At 71.4% G+C, this 17,079-nt stretch carries 17 protein-coding genes; 4 read left to right on the forward strand and 13 right to left on the reverse strand.

Annotation, left to right across the window (positions count from 1 at the left end):
* Positions 1-11 precede the first annotated feature (11 nt).
* The 8 genes from hisF to hisD are packed head-to-tail and all read right to left on the reverse strand — an operon-like array spanning position 12 to position 5,727.
* Positions 12-767, reverse strand: a complete 756-nt coding sequence (gene hisF / locus ACZ42A_RS00650; RefSeq protein WP_468524933.1) for an imidazole glycerol phosphate synthase subunit HisF — start codon at positions 765-767, stop codon at positions 12-14.
* Complete coding sequence (locus tag ACZ42A_RS00655; RefSeq protein ID WP_468524934.1) at positions 764-1,168, reverse strand: RidA family protein; 405 nt, start codon at positions 1,166-1,168, stop codon at positions 764-766. The genes hisF and ACZ42A_RS00655 overlap by 4 nt, the downstream gene beginning before the upstream one ends.
* Positions 1,165-1,890, reverse strand: a complete 726-nt coding sequence (priA, locus tag ACZ42A_RS00660; RefSeq protein ID WP_468524935.1) for a bifunctional 1-(5-phosphoribosyl)-5-((5-phosphoribosylamino)methylideneamino)imidazole-4-carboxamide isomerase/phosphoribosylanthranilate isomerase PriA — start codon at positions 1,888-1,890, stop codon at positions 1,165-1,167. Before priA ends, ACZ42A_RS00655 begins: the two co-directional genes overlap by 4 nt.
* 4 nt (positions 1,891-1,894) lie before the next feature.
* Complete coding sequence (hisH, locus tag ACZ42A_RS00665) at positions 1,895-2,539, reverse strand: imidazole glycerol phosphate synthase subunit HisH (protein WP_468524936.1); 645 nt, start codon at positions 2,537-2,539, stop codon at positions 1,895-1,897.
* Complete coding sequence (locus tag ACZ42A_RS00670; RefSeq protein WP_468524937.1) at positions 2,530-2,694, reverse strand: hypothetical protein; 165 nt, start codon at positions 2,692-2,694, stop codon at positions 2,530-2,532. Before ACZ42A_RS00670 ends, hisH begins: the two co-directional genes overlap by 10 nt.
* Positions 2,691-3,284 (reverse strand): imidazoleglycerol-phosphate dehydratase HisB, encoded by a 594-nt coding sequence (gene hisB / locus ACZ42A_RS00675; protein ID WP_037889654.1) that lies wholly within the window; start codon positions 3,282-3,284, stop codon positions 2,691-2,693. Before hisB ends, ACZ42A_RS00670 begins: the two co-directional genes overlap by 4 nt.
* Complete coding sequence (locus ACZ42A_RS00680; protein WP_468524938.1) at positions 3,281-4,387, reverse strand: histidinol-phosphate transaminase; 1,107 nt, start codon at positions 4,385-4,387, stop codon at positions 3,281-3,283. Before ACZ42A_RS00680 ends, hisB begins: the two co-directional genes overlap by 4 nt.
* Before the next feature lie 14 nt (positions 4,388-4,401).
* Positions 4,402-5,727, reverse strand: a complete 1,326-nt coding sequence (hisD, locus tag ACZ42A_RS00685; RefSeq protein ID WP_468524939.1) for a histidinol dehydrogenase — start codon at positions 5,725-5,727, stop codon at positions 4,402-4,404.
* A gap of 178 nt (positions 5,728-5,905) precedes the next feature.
* Between hisD and ACZ42A_RS00690 the strand changes: the two genes are divergently transcribed.
* From ACZ42A_RS00690 to ybaK, 3 genes are all read left to right on the forward strand, one after another.
* Positions 5,906-7,489, forward strand: coding sequence for an oxidoreductase (locus ACZ42A_RS00690; RefSeq protein ID WP_468524940.1), 1,584 nt, complete (start codon positions 5,906-5,908; stop codon positions 7,487-7,489).
* A gap of 159 nt (positions 7,490-7,648) precedes the next feature.
* Positions 7,649-8,389, forward strand: coding sequence for an LON peptidase substrate-binding domain-containing protein (locus ACZ42A_RS00695; protein WP_468524941.1), 741 nt, complete (start codon positions 7,649-7,651; stop codon positions 8,387-8,389).
* Positions 8,390-8,402: 13 nt separating this feature from the next.
* Positions 8,403-8,906 carry a Cys-tRNA(Pro) deacylase gene (gene ybaK, locus ACZ42A_RS00700; protein WP_468524942.1) on the forward strand — a complete coding sequence of 168 codons (504 nt, stop codon included), beginning with the start codon at positions 8,403-8,405 and terminating at the stop codon, positions 8,904-8,906.
* Positions 8,907-9,068: 162 nt separating this feature from the next.
* Here ybaK and ACZ42A_RS00705 read toward each other — a convergent pair whose 3' ends face one another.
* The 4 genes from ACZ42A_RS00705 to ACZ42A_RS00720 all read right to left on the reverse strand — a co-directional run bounded on the left by ACZ42A_RS00705 (position 9,069) and on the right by ACZ42A_RS00720 (position 13,039).
* Complete coding sequence (locus ACZ42A_RS00705; RefSeq protein ID WP_468524943.1) at positions 9,069-9,752, reverse strand: AAA family ATPase; 684 nt, start codon at positions 9,750-9,752, stop codon at positions 9,069-9,071.
* Positions 9,753-9,786: 34 nt separating this feature from the next.
* On the reverse strand, positions 9,787-10,608 hold the full coding sequence (locus ACZ42A_RS00710) for an ABC transporter permease (RefSeq protein WP_468524944.1): 822 nt from the start codon (positions 10,606-10,608) through the stop codon (positions 9,787-9,789).
* Between the two features lie 76 nt (positions 10,609-10,684).
* Positions 10,685-11,659 (reverse strand): ABC transporter ATP-binding protein, encoded by a 975-nt coding sequence (locus tag ACZ42A_RS00715; protein WP_468526100.1) that lies wholly within the window; start codon positions 11,657-11,659, stop codon positions 10,685-10,687.
* Positions 11,660-11,821: 162 nt separating this feature from the next.
* Complete coding sequence (locus ACZ42A_RS00720; protein WP_468524945.1) at positions 11,822-13,039, reverse strand: NYN domain-containing protein; 1,218 nt, start codon at positions 13,037-13,039, stop codon at positions 11,822-11,824.
* A gap of 244 nt (positions 13,040-13,283) precedes the next feature.
* Between ACZ42A_RS00720 and ACZ42A_RS00725 the strand changes: the two genes are divergently transcribed.
* Positions 13,284-13,448, forward strand: a complete 165-nt coding sequence (locus ACZ42A_RS00725; protein WP_468524946.1) for a hypothetical protein — start codon at positions 13,284-13,286, stop codon at positions 13,446-13,448.
* A 90-nt stretch (positions 13,449-13,538) separates the two neighbouring features.
* Here the strand turns inward: ACZ42A_RS00725 and dnaE are convergent, their stop codons facing one another.
* Positions 13,539-17,078, reverse strand: coding sequence for a DNA polymerase III subunit alpha (gene dnaE, locus ACZ42A_RS00730; RefSeq protein WP_468524947.1), 3,540 nt, complete (start codon positions 17,076-17,078; stop codon positions 13,539-13,541).
* Between the last annotated feature and the right edge of the window lies 1 nt (position 17,079).

The raw sequence follows: 17,079 nt of genomic DNA on the forward strand, positions 1-17,079 counted from the left end.
CGTGTGGCGCGTCACCGCACCAGGTGGCCCGCCTCCCGCAGGGCCTCCTTGACCTCGCCGATCCGCAGGTCGCCGAAGTGGAACACGGACGCCGCGAGCACCGCGTCCGCGCCCGCCTCGATCGCCGGGGGGAAGTCGGCGAGCTTGCCGGCGCCGCCGGAGGCGATCACGGGGATCGTCACGTGCTTGCGGACGGCCCGGATCATCTCCAGGTCGTAGCCGTCCTTGGTGCCGTCGGCGTCCATCGAGTTCAGCAGGATCTCGCCCGCGCCCAGCTCGGCGGCCCGGTGCGCCCACTCGACGGCGTCGATGCCGGTGCCCTTGCGGCCGCCGTGCGTCGTCACCTCGAAGGAGCCGGACGGCGTGCGGCGGGCGTCCACCGACAGGACCAGCACCTGCCGGCCGAAGCGCTCGGCGATCTCCCGGATCAGGTCGGGGCGGGCGATCGCGGCCGTGTTGACGCCGACCTTGTCCGCGCCCGCGCGCAGCAGCCGGTCCACGTCCTCGGCCGTGCGCACGCCGCCGCCGACGGTGAGCGGGATGAACACCTGCTCGGCGGTGCGGCGCACCACGTCGTAGGTCGTCTCGCGGTTGCCCGAGGACGCGGTGATGTCCAGGAACGTCAGCTCGTCGGCGCCCTCGGCGTCGTACACCTTCGCCATCTCGACGGGGTCGCCCGCGTCGCGCAGGTTCTGGAAGTTGACGCCCTTGACGACCCGGCCGTTGTCCACGTCCAGGCAGGGGATGACTCGGACCGCCAGGGTCATGACTGCTCGGCTCCTCTGAATGCCTCTACTTCGACTTCGACCAGGATGCGCGGGTCCACGAAGCCCTCCACCACCAGGAGGGTGGACACCGGCCGCACCGAGTCGAAGAGTTCCTTGTGGGCGCGGCCCACCTCGTCCACATCCCGCGGATGTGTCAGGTACATCCGGGTGCGGACCACGGACTCGATGCCGAGCCCGAACTCGCCGATCGCCTCGATCGCGCTGGTGAAGGCCACCTTGGCCTGTTCGTACGGGTCGCCCTCGCCGTACAGCACGCGCCCCTTGAAGGACGTCGTGCCGCCCACCAGGACGCGGTCGCCCGCCGCGACGGCGCGTGCGAAACCGAAGGACTCCTCCCAGGGGCTTCCGCTCTGCACGCGCCGCACGGCTTCGGACGTCATGACGCCACTGCCTCCAGGGCCTCTTCCAGGGTGAACGCCTTGGCGTAGAGGGCCTTCCCGACGATGGCGCCCTCGACACCGAGGGGGACCAGCTCGGAGATGGCGCGCAGGTCGTCCAGAGACGACACGCCGCCGGAGGCCACGACCGGGCGGTCCGTCGCCGCGCAGACGTTCTTCAGCAGCTCCAGGTTGGGGCCCTGCAGGGTGCCGTCCTTGGCGATGTCGGTGACGACGTACCGCGCGCAGCCCTCCTTGTTGAGACGGTCCAGCGTCTCGTAGAGGTCGCCGCCGTCGCGGGTCCAGCCGCGGCCGCGCAGGGTCGTGCCGCGGACGTCGAGACCGACCGCGATCTTGTCGCCGTGCTCGGCGATGACCTTGGCGACCCACTCCGGGGTCTCCAGGGCGGCCGTGCCGAGGTTGACGCGGGTGCAGCCGGTGGCGAGCGCGGCGGCCAGGGAGGCGTCGTCGCGGATGCCGCCGGACAGCTCCACCTTGATGTCCATCGCCTTCGTGACCTCGGCGATCAGCTCACGGTTGTCGCCGGTGCCGAAAGCCGCGTCCAGGTCGACCAGGTGCAGCCACTCGGCGCCCGCCCGCTGCCAGGCCAGGGCGGCCTCCAGGGGCGAGCCGTACGAGGTCTCGGTGCCGGACTCGCCGTGCACGAGGCGGACGGCCTGGCCGTCGCGGACGTCGACGGCGGGGAGCAGTTCGAGCTTGGCCATGTCTCTACAGGGTTCCGATCCAGTTGGTGAGCAGCTGCGCTCCGGCGTCGCCGGACTTCTCGGGGTGGAACTGCGTGGCCCACAGGGCGCCGTTCTCCACGGCGGCCACGAAGGGCTTGCCGTGCGTGGACCAGGTGACCAGCGGTGCGGTCATCACCGGGTTCTCGGTCTCCAGCGTCCAGTCGTGGACGGCGTAGGAGTGCACGAAGTAGAAGCGCGCGTCCGCGTCCAGGCCGGCGAACAGTTCGGAGGCGGGCGGCGCGTCCACGGTGTTCCAGCCCATGTGGGGCACGATGTCGGCCTGCAACGGCTCGACCGAGCCCGGCCACTCGCCGAGGCCGTCGGTCTCCACGCCGTGCTCGATGCCGCGGGCGAAGAGGATCTGCATGCCGACGCAGATGCCCATCACGGGACGCCCGCCGGCCAGCCGCCGTTCGACGATCCAGTCGCCGCGGGCCTCCTTCAGGCCCCCCATGCAGGCGGCGAAGGCACCGACGCCCGGCACCAGCAGGCCGTCCGCGTTCATGGCCTTGTCGAAGTCACGCGTTATCTCGACGTCGGCTCCCGCGCGGGCGAGGGCGCGCTCGGCGGAGCGGACGTTGCCGAAGCCGTAGTCGAAGACCACGACGCTCTTGGTGCTCAATTCCACACCTCCAGCCGCATGACGCCCGCGACGAGACACATCGCGGCGCCGACGGACAGCAGCACGATGAGGCTCGTGGGCATCTTCTGCTTCACGAAGGAAATGATGCCGCCGATGAGGAAGAGGCCGACGACGATCAGGGCAGTAGAGGTCCCGTTCACAGCGCGCCCTTCGTGGAGGGAAGGATGCCCGCCGCGCGCGGGTCGCGCTCGGAGGCGTATCGCAGGGCGCGGGCCAGGGCCTTGAACTGGCACTCCACGATGTGGTGCGCGTTGCGGCCGTACGGCACGTGCACGTGCAGCGCGATCTGCGCCTGGGCGACGAAGGACTCCAGGATGTGCCGGGTCATCGTGGTGTCGTACTCGCCGATCATCGGCGCCATGTTCTCGGGCTCGGTGTGCACGAGGTAGGGGCGGCCGGACAGGTCGACGGTCACCTGGGCGAGGGACTCGTCCAGCGGGACCGTGCAGTTGCCGAAGCGGTAGATCCCCACCTTGTCGCCGAGCGCCTGCTTGAAGGCGGCGCCCAGCGCGAGGGCGGTGTCCTCGATGGTGTGGTGGGAGTCGATGTGCAGGTCGCCCTCGGTCTTCACGGTCAGGTCGAACAGACCGTGCCGGCCGAGCTGGTCGAGCATGTGGTCGTAGAAGCCGACACCGGTCGACACATCGACCTGGCCGGTGCCGTCGAGGTTTATCTCGACGAGCACCGAGGTCTCCTTCGTCACCCGCTCCACGCGTCCTACGCGGTTCATGCGCTCTGCTCCTTCTTCAACTCACGGACCGCGTCGAGGAACGCGTCGTTCTCTTCGGGGGTGCCGGCCGTGACCCGCAGCCACCCCGGTACGCCGTTGTCCCGGACCAGGACGCCCCGGTCGAGGATCTTCTGCCAGACCTCGTGGGCGTCGGCGAACCGGCCGAACTGCACGAAGTTGGCGTCCGAGGCCGTGACCTCGTAGCCGATCGCCAGCAGCTCGCTCACCAGGCGGTCCCGCTCGGCCTTCAGCTGCTCGACATAGCCGAGCAGGGTGTCGGTGTGCTCCAGGGCGGCCAGGGCGGTCGCCTGGGTGACGGCCGACAGGTGGTACGGCAGGCGGACCAGCTGGACGGCGTCCACCACCGCCGGATGCGCGGCGAGGTAGCCGAGGCGCAGGCCCGCCGCGCCGAACGCCTTCGACATCGTGCGGGAGATGACGAGATGCGGCCGGCCTTCGAGGAGCGGCAGCAGCGAGTCGCCGTGGCTGAACTCGATATACGCCTCGTCGACCACCACCATCGACGGCTTCGCCGCCTGCGCGGCCTCGTACAGCGCGAGGACCGTCTCCGGCGGGACCGCGTTGCCGGTGGGGTTGTTGGGGGTGGTGATGAAGACGACGTCCGGCCGGTGCTCGGCGATGGCCTTCTCGGCCGCGTCGACGTCGATGGTGAAGTCGTCGTTGCGCGGACCCGAGATCCATCCGGTGCCCGTCCCGCGCGCGATGAGGCCGTGCATCGAGTACGACGGCTCGAAGCCGATCGCGGTGCGGCCCGGCCCGCCGAAGGTCTGGAGCAACTGCTGGATGACCTCGTTGGAACCGTTGGCGGCCCAGACGTTGGCGAGGCCCACCTCGTACCCGGAGGTGTTCGTCAGGTACTCCGCGAGTTTGGTGCGCAGCTCCACGGCGTCGCGGTCCGGGTAGCGGTTGAGGTTCCGGGCGGCCTCGCGCACCCGCTCGGCGATCCGCTCGACCAGCGGCTCGGGCAGCGGGTAGGGGTTCTCGTTGGTGTTGAGCCGTACGGGGACGTCGAGCTGGGGCGCGCCGTACGGGGACTTGCCGCGCAGCTCGTCACGGACGGGGAGCTCGTCCCATGGGGACACAGAGGAGTTGCCAGTCACTTGCCTTCAGGAACCTTCCACCCGAACCGGGCCTTGATCGCCGCGCCGTGCGCCGGCAGGTCCTCCGCCTCCGCCAGCGTCACCACGTGATGCGCGACCTCGGCCAGCGCGTCCTTCGTGTAGTCGACGATGTGGATGCCGCGCAGGAAGGACTGCACGGACAGACCCGAGGAGTGGCAGGCGCAGCCGCCGGTCGGCAGCACGTGGTTGGACCCGGCGGCGTAGTCGCCGAGCGAGACCGGTGCCCAGGGGCCGATGAAGATCGCGCCGGCGTTGCGCACGCGGTCGGCCACGGCGGCCGCGTCGGCGGTCTGGATCTCCAGGTGCTCGGCGCCGTACGCGTCGACCACCCGCAGGCCCTCCTCGACACCGTCGACCAGCACGATCGCGGACTGCTTGCCCTTGAGGGCCGGCACGATCCGGTCGTCGATGTGCTTGGTCGCCGCGACCTGCGGCTCCAGCTCCTTCTCGACGGCCTCCGCGAGCTCGACGGAGTCGGTGACCAGCACGGCCGCCGCCAGCGGGTCGTGCTCGGCCTGGCTGATCAGGTCGGCGGCGACGTGCACCGGGTCGGCGGTCGAGTCGGCGAGGATCGCGATCTCGGTCGGTCCGGCCTCGGCGTCGATGCCGATCTTGCCGGTGAAGTAACGCTTGGCGGCGGCGACCCAGATATTGCCGGGGCCGGTGACCATGTTGGCGGGCGGGCAGGACTCGGTGCCGTACGCGAACATCGCGACGGCCGTGGCGCCGCCGGCCGCGTACACCTCGTCCACGCCGAGCAGCGCGCACGCGGCGAGGATCGTCGGGTGCGGGAGGCCGTCGAACTCGGCCTGGGCCGGGGAGGCGAGCGCGATGGACTCGACGCCGGCCTCCTGGGCGGGCACGACGTTCATCACCACGGAGGACGGGTAGACGGAGCGGCCGCCCGGCGCGTACAGCCCCACGCGGTCCACGGGCACCCACTTCTCGGTGACCGAGCCGCCGGGCACCACCTGGGTGGTGTGGGTGGAGCGGCGCTGGGCGCGGTGGACGAGCCGGGCGCGGCGGATGGTCTCCTCCAGGGCCGCGCGCACGGCCGGGTCCAGTTCCTCCAGGGCCCGGGTGAGCGCCGCGGCCGGCACCCGGACCTGGTCGAGCTTGACGGCGTCGAACTTCTCGGCGAAGTCGATCAGCGCCGCGTCACCCCGATGATGCACGGCCTCGCAGATCGGACGCACCTTCTCCAGGGCGGCCTGAACGTCGAAGTCGGCTCGGGGCAGCAGGTCGCGCAGGGCGGGACCCTCCGGGAGGGCGTCGCCGCGCAGATCGATTCGGGAGATCACAGGCTCAATTCTCGCAGACCGGAGCCGGCGGCCGTCCGCGCGTATCAATGGCTGATACAGAACCCCGCCCGGCCTCGGCGGATCCTCCTCACCTTGCGTGTTCCACGCGTCACAGAGCGGGCATGAACAGGTGTACGAAGAGGCGAACTCGCGAGTACCCGAGGAGGAAGGAACGGCTGTGACCGAGGGGGCAGCCCTGCGGGCCGGGGACATCCCGGACGATCTGACCGCCGCCGAGGCCGGCATGTGGCAGGCCTTCCGCAACGGCACCGTCTACGACCTGCGCAGCGGCGACTCCGTCGTCGACGATCCGCACGGCGGGCACCCCTGGGGCCCGGAGCGGACCGTGCGGGCGCGCATCGTGTGCTGGCTGCTGCTGGACGGACCGCCCGCGCTGGCCGGCCGGGTGTCCTCGCTGAAGCTGGCGGGGGTGCTGATCAGCGACACGATGGACCTGGCGGGCGGTGTCGTGGTGCCGTACGTGGAGCTGACCGGGTGCCGCTTCGAGCGGGAGGTCCGGCTGCCGGAGGCCCGCTTCACCACCGTGCGGCTGGTCAACTGCTCGGTGCCGCGGCTGGAGGCCGCCCGGGTGCACACCGAGGGCGATCTGCATCTGCCGCGCTCCCGGTTCCTGAGCGGGATCCGGCTCACCGACGCGCAGATCGGCACGGACCTGCTGCTCAATCAGGCGATCGTGTACCGCGACCGCAGCGGCCGGTCCGTCGCCGGGGACGGCATGACCGTGGGGCAGGACCTCCAGGCCGAGCTGCTGGAGTCGCACGGCGAGCTGAGCCTGCGCAGCGCCACCGTCGGCGTGTCGCTCAGCCTGCGCGGCGCCCGGCTGCGCAACCCGTACGGCAGGCTCGCGCTCAACGCCCCGCAGCTCACCGTCGAGCGCACCCTGTACCTGACCCCGGCGGGCGTCGGCGGCCTCCAGCTGAGCGGCCGGACCCCCGCTCAGGGCACCCGCGTCCAGCGGTTCGAGTGCCAGGGCGGGTTACGGCTGGACGACGGCCGGTTCGGCGACGCGGTCGACTTCGACGGCGCCCGGCTCGTCTTCACCGACGAGCAGGAGCTGTCCCTGCGCCGTCTCCAGGTGCCCGAGCTGCGCTTCCTCGGGGAACGCCCGCAGCGGGGCAAGGTGGTGCTGTCCGGTGCGCGGATCGTCAACCTCGTCGACCGGGCGGACAGCTGGCCGGGCCCCGGCAATCTGCACATGCCCGGCTTCACCTACGAGAACCTGGTGCCGCAGGGCCCCTTCCCGCTGGCCGAGCGGCTGGAGTGGGTGGCCGCGGCGACCGCCGAGTACAACCCGGACCCGTACGAGCGCCTCGCCGCCGTGCTGCGGGCCGGCGGCGAGGACGAGGACGCCCGCGAGGTGCTGCTCGCCAAACAGCGGCGGCGCCGCGAGACGCTGCCGCCCGCCGCGAAGATCGTGGGGTACCTGCAGGACTGGACCGTGGCCTACGGCTACCGGCCGGGGCGCGCCGCCGTGTGGATGGCGGTGCTGTGGGCGGCGGGCTCCCTGGCCTTCGCGTACGCCGGGCGGCCCGAGACCGGCGGCGGCAACGCCGCCCGACCGCCCTGGAACCCGGCCCTCTTCGCCCTCGACCTCCTCCTCCCCGTCATCGACCTCGGCCACGCGAACGTCTGGCAGCTGCGCGGCGGCTGGCAGTGGCTGGGAGCGGCACTGGTCCTGCTGGGCTGGGTGCTGGCGACGACGGTGGCGGCGGGGGCGACGCGGCTGCTGCGCCGGAACTAAGGCTTGTCGTGTGGATCAGCCCGGCTGCGGGATGCGGTGCCTCACGGCCCACCCGAGCGGAGCCTGGCACGGACCTGGCCAAGCCCGGAGGGCTCTGGCCTGCCCGGTTCGTGGGCGGGGCGGACGCACCGGGGCCGGCGACCATTAGGCTCTTGGCTCGTGACCACCGTCCGGCTGCCGCTCTTCCCCCTCAACTCGGTGCTGTTCCCGGGACTCGTCCTCCCGCTGAACGTCTTCGAGGAGCGCTACCGCGCCATGATGCGCGCGCTGCTGAAGACCCCCGAGGACGAACCGCGCCGCTTCGCCGTCGTGGCGATCCGCGACGGCCACGAGGTGGCGCCGAGCGCGCCCGGCATGCCCGATCCGACGGCCCTGCCGGAGCGGGGGCCCGCCGCCGGGTTCGGCCCGGACCCCGTCAAGGCCTTCCACGGCATCGGCTGCGTGGCCGACGCGGCCACCATCCGGGAGCGGGCCGACGGCACCTTCGAGGTGCTGGCGACCGGGACGACCCGGGTACGGCTGCTCTCGGTGGACGCCTCCGGGCCGTACCTCACGGCCGAGCTGCAGGAGCTGCCCGAGGAACCGGGCGACGAGGCGGGCGCGCTGGCCGAGGGCGTGCTGCGGGCGTTCCGCCAGTACCAGAAGCGCCTCGCGGGGGCGCGGGAGCGGTCGCTGGCGACCGGCGGGGACCTGCCCGACGAGCCGTCGGTCGTGTCCTACCTGGTCGCGGCCGCGATGATGCTGGACATCCCGACCAAGCAGCGGCTCCTCCAGGCACCGGACACCGCGTCCCGGCTGCGCGACGAGCTGAAACTCCTTCGCGCGGAGACGGCGATCATCCGTACGCTGCCCTCGCTGCCCGCGGTGGACCTGACCCGCGGGCCGACGAGCCTGAACTGAAGACCGGGACCCGATGGCGAAGAAGTCGAAGAAGCAGCAGCAGTCCGGCGGCACGCCCGCGACGGTGGCGCTGACGGCGGCGGGCGTGGAGTACACGGTCCACGCCTACGACCACGACCCCTCCCACCCGTCGTACGGCGAGGAGGCGGCCGAGGCGATGGGCGTCTCCCCGGAGCGGGTCTTCAAGACCCTGGTCGCGGACGTGGACGGCGACCTCACCGTGGCAGTGGTGCCGGTGGCGGGCCAGCTGGACCTGAAGGCCCTGGCGGCGGCGGTCGGCGGCAAGCGCGCGACGATGGCCGACCCGGCCCTGGCGGAACGCACCACCGGCTACGTCCGGGGCGGCATCTCCCCGCTGGGCCAGCGCAAGAAACTCCCCACGGTCCTCGACACCTCGGCCACCACCCACGACACGATCTGCATCTCGGCGGGCCGCCGGGGCCTGGAGGTCGAACTGGCCCCGAAGGACCTGGCCACCCTGACAAACGCGACACTGGCCCCAATCGGCCGTCCCTAGGCGAAGCCCCTTGGTATAGCCGCGGGCATGCGTGCCGCCTGGGGCGATGGGGGTCCCCCCTGCTCGAGCGAAGCCGAGAGCTTGGGGGAGGGTGGGCGCGGCGGCACCCCGTCACGCCGGGCTGCGCAACGCCGGTACCTCAGCGACAACGCCGGGTACAACTCAACGCGCCGCAGCCCCAGGCCCCACCGGCCCGTACCCATACGGCGGCTCCGGATCCCGAGGCCCGAACAACGCCGTCAACCCCAGATGCACCAGCAACGCCCCCAACGGCCACGCCAGCAACGCCCCCTTCGCCCCCAGCTTCACCGGCGCGGAGAACGTCACCCCCCGCCCCACATCCTTCGCATGCGCCAGCACATCCTGCGCGGGCCCGAGCCAGACCCCCACCCGCCAGGCGAGCAGCGACGCGAGCAATCCCCCGAGCCCCAGCGCCACCACGACCGGCACACCCCCGCGCCGCCGCAGCAGGAACACCACCGCCCCACTGAGCACACCGAACGCCAGTGCCAGCAGAGTGAACGTTCCGTCGACCCCGGCCGCCTGCTCCCCCTCGGTGTCCTTGACGTACACCACCCAGCTGCCGTCCACGACGTCCCCGACCAGCGGAACCCGAGGCGCCAGCCAGTTCCACAGCACGCCGAGCAGCACCCCACCGAGCGCCACCGCCACCGTGATCACGGCGGCCTCCCGCACTTCGGTCTTCATCCCGGGGCCGTCCTGTCCCTGCCCTCCGTGGGCTCCGTACGCGGCACCCCCGTACGCCCCGGCGGCGGCCGAAGGCGGCCACTGACGGTGCGCGGACTGTTCGTGCGGCGGCGGAGGCGGAGTCAACGGTGCTGTCACCCTGACATCGTGCCAGGCCCGCCCACGGCCCGCGTCACCGGACGGCGGCCCGCCGGTACGCCCACGTCGCGACGGCCAGCGAGATCACCCCGACCCCGGCGCACACCGCGAGATCGGCGGCGACGACGGCCCAGTCCGGATCGGCCGAGAAGGTCCGCGCGTACGCCTCCACGCCGTAGGTCGACGGCAGCAGATCCCGCGCGAGCCGGATGATCTCCGGCATCCGCTCGGGCGGCAGCACCCCCAGCAGCAGCGCCGCCGACATGCCCAGCTGCCCGAGCAGCGTGGCCAGCTCCGGCCGCGGCGCGAGCAGCCCGCACGCGGCCCCGAGCCCGGCGAGCGCCGCGCCGGCGAGCGGGATGACCGCGAAGAGGATCCAGAGGTGGGTGAGCGGCAGGCCGAAGAGCAGGCACCCGAAGACGGCGGTCACGAAGGTCCCCGGCACGGTGAAGGAGGCGTACGCCCCCGCCGCCCCGAGCACCACCGCCGCGGGCGGCACCGGCAGCGTGGCGTAGTGGTCCAGCCCGCCGGTGGCCCGCAGCTGCCCGAAGTACTGGGCGAGCAGGTTCAGCGCCACGAAGGCGACGACCACGACGGACGAACCGGCCACGACCGACTGCGCCTCGCCGCCGCCGTCGACGACACCCCGCATCATGATCATGATGCCGACGGACTGGAAGGTCGCCACGAACAGCAGCGGGATCCGCGCCACCCGCGCCCGCGACAGCTGCGCCCGGTACACGGCGCACAGCGACGGCCACAGCCGGGCGGGCGGCGCCAGCTCGGCGGCCGGACGGGCCACCTCGTCCGCGGCCAGGGCACTGCCCGGCAGAACCTCTGCGGGTACGACACTCACGTCGTGCTGCTCCTCTTCACTGCGGCGTTCCCTCCGGCGGTGGCCCTGTCCCGTACGGATGCGGCGGCCCGGGTGCTCATGCCTTCACCAGTCCCTGCCGCGCGGCCCCGCCCAGCGCCATGTACACGTCCTCCAGGCTCGGCGTGGTCAGCGTGAAGTCGTCCAGCGCGGCGAAGGCGGCCCCGCCGGTGACGGTGGAGACGACCGCGCGGGCCTCCTCGGGGGCCAGCCGCAGCGTCCAGCGGCGCCCGGACTCCTCGGCCCGGTCCCGCAGCGCGGCGACCTCGGGCACGTCCAGCGGCGCGCGCTCCCGCCAGACCAGATCGACCCGGACCTCGCCGGCCACCCGCTCCTTGAGCCCGGTGGGCGTGTCACAGGCGATCACCCGGCCCTGGTCGAGCACGGCGACCCGGTCGAGGACGGTCTCCGCCTCGATGACGTTGTGAGTGACCAGCACGACCGTGGTGCCCCGCTCGGCCCGCCGCCGGTCGACGGCGGACCACACCGCGCGCCGCGCCACCGGGTCCATCGCGGCGGTCGGCTCGTCCAGCACCAGCAGCGGCCGTTCGCCCACCAGCGCGGCGGCGAAGCAGGCCAGCCGCCGCTGCCCGCCGGACAGCTTCCTCAGCGGCCGCCCGGCGATCGGGCCGAGCCCGAGTTCGTCGAGTACGGCGTCCCGCTCGGCCCGCGCCCGCCGTACGTCCAGGCCGCGCAGCCGCCCGGTGGTCTCGGCGGCGAGCGAGACGGTCAGCTCGTCCAGGGCGGTGGACTCCTGGCCGAGGTAGGCGAGGATGCGGGAGGCGCGCTCGGGGTGGCGCACGATGTCGTGGCCGAGGATCTCCACGCTGCCGCTGTCAGGGCGCATCAGCCCGGTCAGCTGGCGGACGAGGGTGGACTTGCCGGCCCCGTTCGGCCCGAGCAGCCCGAAGATCTCACCCCGGCGCACCTCGAGCCGTACGTCGTCGGTGGCCCGCACCGCGGGCGTCGCCGGGACACCGCGTCGCCCCCGGCTCGCGGGGTAGGTCTTGGTCAGTCCGCGCACCGCGCACACGACCTCACCACTGTCCCCGAAGACCTGTGCCGCGCGCGTACTCACAAGGGACGAGACTACGGGGTCCCGGCCCGGCGTCCGCGCCCGGGGCGCCCTCCACACCCCCAAATCCACCGGGACCGCGTCATTCCGCCGCGATCGCCGCAGCTCCGCGCTCTTCGCCTACTCGCCGGCCGGCGCGTGCTCCGCCCCGGTGCGGGCGTCCACCTCGCGCCAGAATCCCGCCCGGATCGCATACCGGTCGTGCTCGTCGATCTGGTCGTCCTTGTGGGCCAGCAGCCCGAACCGGGCGGCGTAGCGCAGCAGCTCGCCGTCGACGCGGTGCGGGATCCGGGGGTACATCCCGGACAGCCGCTGGAGATGCCCCTGGTCGCCGAGCCGGGAGATCCACCGCCGGGCGAAGACCTGCCCCACCTCGTACGGATCCCCGCCGACGGTGGTGATGTCCTCCTCCCGGTCGGCCCACCGCTGCTCGGCGGTGGTCAGCTGGGCGAGGGTCGGCATGGCGAGGGCCTCGGGCGGCTCGGAGGCGACCCCGGGGCGGTCCACCCACCCTTTGTCCGACGACCAGCGCAGCGTCGCGGTGGCGGGGTGCTGGGCGGCCGGCTGGGCGCCGTGCGTCCGCAGCGCGGCCAGGTCCTTGGGCGTCGGCACGCCCTTCGACGTCGGCACCCGCTCCTCCCCGCCGTTCTGCGCGGCGGCGGGCGCCGGGTGCGGGGCCTCCTCGGCGGACCGCTCGGCCCCGCCGAGCGCGGACTCGGGCAGCGGCGCGGAGAGGATCGCGGCGATCTCCGGGCGCGGCGCGGGCGGCGGCGCGCAGACCCCGCCCAGTTCCTTCGCCCGGACGGCCTTGGTGATCCACGCCCGGTCCAGCACCCGCCGCTCGTCGGCCTCGGCGACCAGGTCCTCGGACTGGTTGTAGTCGCCGTCGGCGGCCTGTACGGCCCACAGATGGACGGCCACCCCGTGCTCCTTGGCGGCCATCATGCCCGGCAGCAGATCACCGTCCCCGGTCACCAGCACCACGTCGGAGCAGGCCCGGTTGCGGGCCAGCTCGGTCAGTTCGGCGTGCATCGCGGCGTCCACGCCCTTCTGCGCCCAGCGGCCGTCACTGCGGGTCAGCGCGCCCAGCCGGACGGTGACCCGGGGCATCACGCGCAGCCGCCGGTGCTCGGGCTGCGGGACGCGGTCGGGGGCGCCGTCGAACCAGTAGATGCGCAGCAGCGGCTGCTGGGTGTCCGATTCGGCGCGTTCCCTGAGCCCCTGGATGAGGGCGGTGTGGTCGACGGTGATCCGGGACCGCGATGGCTCTCCGGCGAGGAGGCTGGCGGCGGCCCCCAGCAGATACCCGGCGTCCACCAGGACGATGCAGCGGTCCACGCGACTCACCCTCTTCCCGGGAGGTTTGCTTCGGGCTTCCTTCGAGTCTGCCCGACCGCGCGAGGGTTAACGGCCCGAACTCGATCTTCGGCGTGGCGTTTGTGGGAATCGGCTTGTGGTCGCGCCCCGGGCGCACGCCGACCAACCTTGTTACAGACGGTAATTGTCCGACATGCGGCGCGTTACGGCCTATGTGAATCTGGTCCCGGCCCTGGCCCCTAGATCCCCCACAGGAGGCATCACCATGGCCAAGAACAAGAACCGTGACCGTAAGCAGCCCCAGTCCCCGCGTGGGCAGCAGCAGGCCCCGCAGGCTCCGATGGAGTCGCCGGCCGAGCAGCCCACCCCGGCGATGACCCCCGGCGACCTCGCCCGCAAGGGCCGGCAGAAGCGCTTCGGGCACAACTGACATCCGCAGCACGGGCGCTGAAGCCCAGGCGCATGCATGAGGGGCGCATCCCGCCGGGGATGCGCCCCTCGTGTCAGTCCGTGAATCCGCCTAGCCCGCCAGGCAGGACGGCCCGAGCAGCACCTTCAGGTCGCCGAAGAGCGCCGGATCCGGCTTCACCCGGTGCCGGTCCAGACGCAGCACCGTCGTCTTGGTCGGCCCCTGGAGCTTGATCCGCACCTCGCTGTCGCCCTTGTGGTGGGTGAGGATCTCGCCGAGGCGGCTGACCATGGGCGGGGTGACCCGGGTCGCCGGGATGGTGAGGACGACCGGCGCGTTGGTGCCCGCGTTGGACAGGTCCGGGACCATCAGCTCCATCGCGACCAGCCGCGGCACGTCCTCGCGCTTGTCGAGGCGGCCCTTGACGAACACCACGGCGTCTTCGACGAGTTGGGTCGAGACGAGCTGGTAGGTCGCCGGGAAGAACATGCACTCGATGGAACCCGCCAGGTCCTCCACGGTGGCGATCGCCCAGGCGTTGCCCTGCTTGGTCATCTTGCGCTGCAGGCCCGAGATGATGCCGCCGATGGTGACCACCGCGCCGTCCGCGTGCTCACCGCCGGTGAGCTGGGCGATGCCCGCGTCGGCCTTGTCGGACAGCACGTGCTCCAGACCGAACAGCGGGTGGTCCGAGACGTAGAGACCGAGCATCTCCCGCTCCTGGGCGAGCAGATACGTCTTGTCCCACTCGTCGGTGGAGAACTCCACGTCGAGTCCGAAGCCGGGCTCGCTGCTGTCGTCCTCGCCCATGCCGCCGAAGAGGTCGAACTGGCCCTCGGCCTCCTTGCGCTTGACCGCGACCACGTTGTCGATCATCGGTTCGTACTGCGCCATCAGGCCCTTGCGGGTGTGCCCCATGGAGTCGAAGGCGCCCGCCTTGATCAGCGATTCCGTGGTCCGCTTGTTGCAGACGACCGCCTCGACCTTGTCGAGGTAGTCCGGGAAGGAGCTGTACTTCCCCTTCGCCTTGCGGCACTTGATGATCGACTCGACGACGTTGGTGCCGACGTTGCGGACCGCGGACAGGCCGAAGAGGATCACGTCGTCGCCCTGGGCGGCGAAGTTGGACTCCGACTCGTTGACGTTCGGCGGGAGCACCCGGATGCCCATGCGACGGCACTCGTTGAGGTAGACCGCCGACTTGTCCTTGTCGTCCTTGACCGAGGTGAGCAGCGCCGCCATGTACTCGGCGGGGTGGTTCGCCTTGAGGTAGGCGGTCCAGTACGACACCAGGCCGTACGCGGCGGAGTGCGCCTTGTTGAACGCGTAGCCGGCGAACGGGACCAGCACGTCCCAGAGCGCCTGGATGGCCTCGTCGCTGTAGCCGTTCTTGCGGGCGCCGGCCTGGAAGATGACGAAGTTCTTCTCCAGCTCCTCCGGCTTCTTCTTGCCCATCACGCGGCGGAGGATGTCGGCCTCGCCGAGCGAGTAGCCGGCGATGATCTGGGCGGCCTTCTGCACCTGCTCCTGGTAGACGATCAGGCCGTAGGTGACGTCCAGGACCTCCTTGAGCGGCTCCTCCAGCTCCGGGTGGATCGGGGTGATCTCCTGCTGGCCGTTCTTGCGCAGGGCGTAGTTGATGTGCGAGTTCATGCCCATCGGACCCGGCCGGTAGAGGGCCGAGACGGCGGAGATGTCCTCGAAGTTGTCGGGCTTCATCATGCGCAGCAGGGAGCGCATGGGGCCGCCGTCGAACTGGAAGACGCCGAGGGTGTCGCCGCGCTGGAGCAGCTCGAAGGTGGTGGGGTCGTCGAGCGGGAGGGCCAGGAGATCGATGTCGATCCCCTTGTTGGCCTTCACCATCTTGACGGCGTCGTCCATGATCGTGAGGTTGCGCAGGCCCAGGAAGTCCATCTTCAGCAGGCCGAGCGACTCACAGCTCGGGTAGTCCCACTGCGTGATGGTCACGCCGTCGGTGTGCCTCACCCAGACCGGGACGTGCTCGGTGATGGTCTCGCTGGACATGATCACGCCGGCCGCGTGCACACCCATCTGCCGGACCAGGCCCTCCACGCCGCGCGCGGTGTCGATGACCTTCTTCACGTCCGGCTCGTTCTCGTACATCGCCCGGACCTCGCCCGCCTCCGAGTAGCGGGGGTGCTGCGGGTCGGTGATGCCGGAGAGCGGGATGCCCTTGCCGAGGACGTCCGGCGGCATGGCCTTGGTGATCCGGTCGCCCATCGCGTACGGGTAGCCCAGCACGCGCGCGGAGTCCTTGATCGCGTTCTTGGCCTTGATGGTGCCGTAGGTGCCGATCATGGCGACCTTGTCGGCGCCGTATTTCTCCGTCACATACCTGATCACCTCGACGCGCCGACGCTCGTCGAAGTCGATGTCGACATCGGGCATCGAGATGCGCTCGGGGTTGAGGAACCGCTCGAAGATCAGGCCGTGCGGGATCGGGTCGAGGTCGGTGATGCCGAGGGCGTAGGCGACGATCGAGCCGGCCGCGGAGCCTCGGCCGGGGCCGACCGCGATGCCCTGCTTCTTCGCCCACATGATGAAGTCGGCGACCACGAGGAAGTAGCCCGGGAACCCCATCGAGATGATCGTGTCCATCTCGTACTCGACCTGCTTCATGCGGTCGTCCGGGATGCCGTCCGGGAACCGGCGCTGCATACCGCGCATGGTCTCCTCGCGGAACCAGCTGACCTCGGTGTAGCCCTCGGGGATGTCGAACTTGGGCATGAGGTCGCGCTTCTCGAACATGCCGGTGGTGTCGACCATCTCGGCGATGAGGCGCGTGTTCGCGCAGCCCTCCTGCCAGGCGTCCGAGGAGTCGATGGCGTACATCTCGTCCGTGGACTTCAGGTAGTAGCCGGTGCCGTCGAACTTGAAGCGGTCCGGGTCGGAGAGGTTCTTGCCGGTCTGGATGCACAGCAGGGCGTCGTGGGCGCCCGCCTCGTGCGCGTACGTGTAGTGCGAGTCGTTGGTGACCAGGGGCGGGATGCCGAGCTTGCGGCCGATCTCCAGCAGGCCGTCGCGGACCCGGCGCTCGATGTCGATGCCGTGGTCCATCAGCTCCAGGAAGTAGCGGTCCTTGCCGAAGATGTCCTGGTAGTCGGCGGCGGCCTTCAGGGCCTCGTCGAAGTGGCCGAGGCGCAGCCGGGTCTGCACCTCGCCGGAGGGGCAGCCGGTGGAGGCGACGATCCCCTCGGACCACTGGGCGATGGTCTCCTTGTCCATCCGGGGCCACTTCTGCAGCCAGCCCTCGGCGTACGCGTCCGAGGAGAGCCGGAAGAGGTTGTGCAGGCCGGTCTTGTTCACCGCCCACATCGTCTTGTGGGTGTAACCACCGGAACCGGAGACGTCGTCCCGCTTCTGGTGCGGCTGGCCCCAGAGGATCTTGCGCTTGTTGCGCCGGGACTCGGGGGCGATATATGCCTCGATCCCGATGATCGGGGTGATTCCGGCCTTCTTCGCGGAATGGAAGAAGTCGTACGCGCCGTGGAGGTTGCCGTGGTCGGACATGGCGATGTGCGTCATGCCCATCTCATTGCAGGCGTTGAACATGTCCTTCAGCCGCGCGGCACCGTCCAGCAGCGAGTACTGGGTGTGGACGTGCAGGTGCGTGAACGGCGGCTTTGACACG

It is taken from the genome of Streptomyces sp. NPDC030838, from assembly GCF_055572035.1.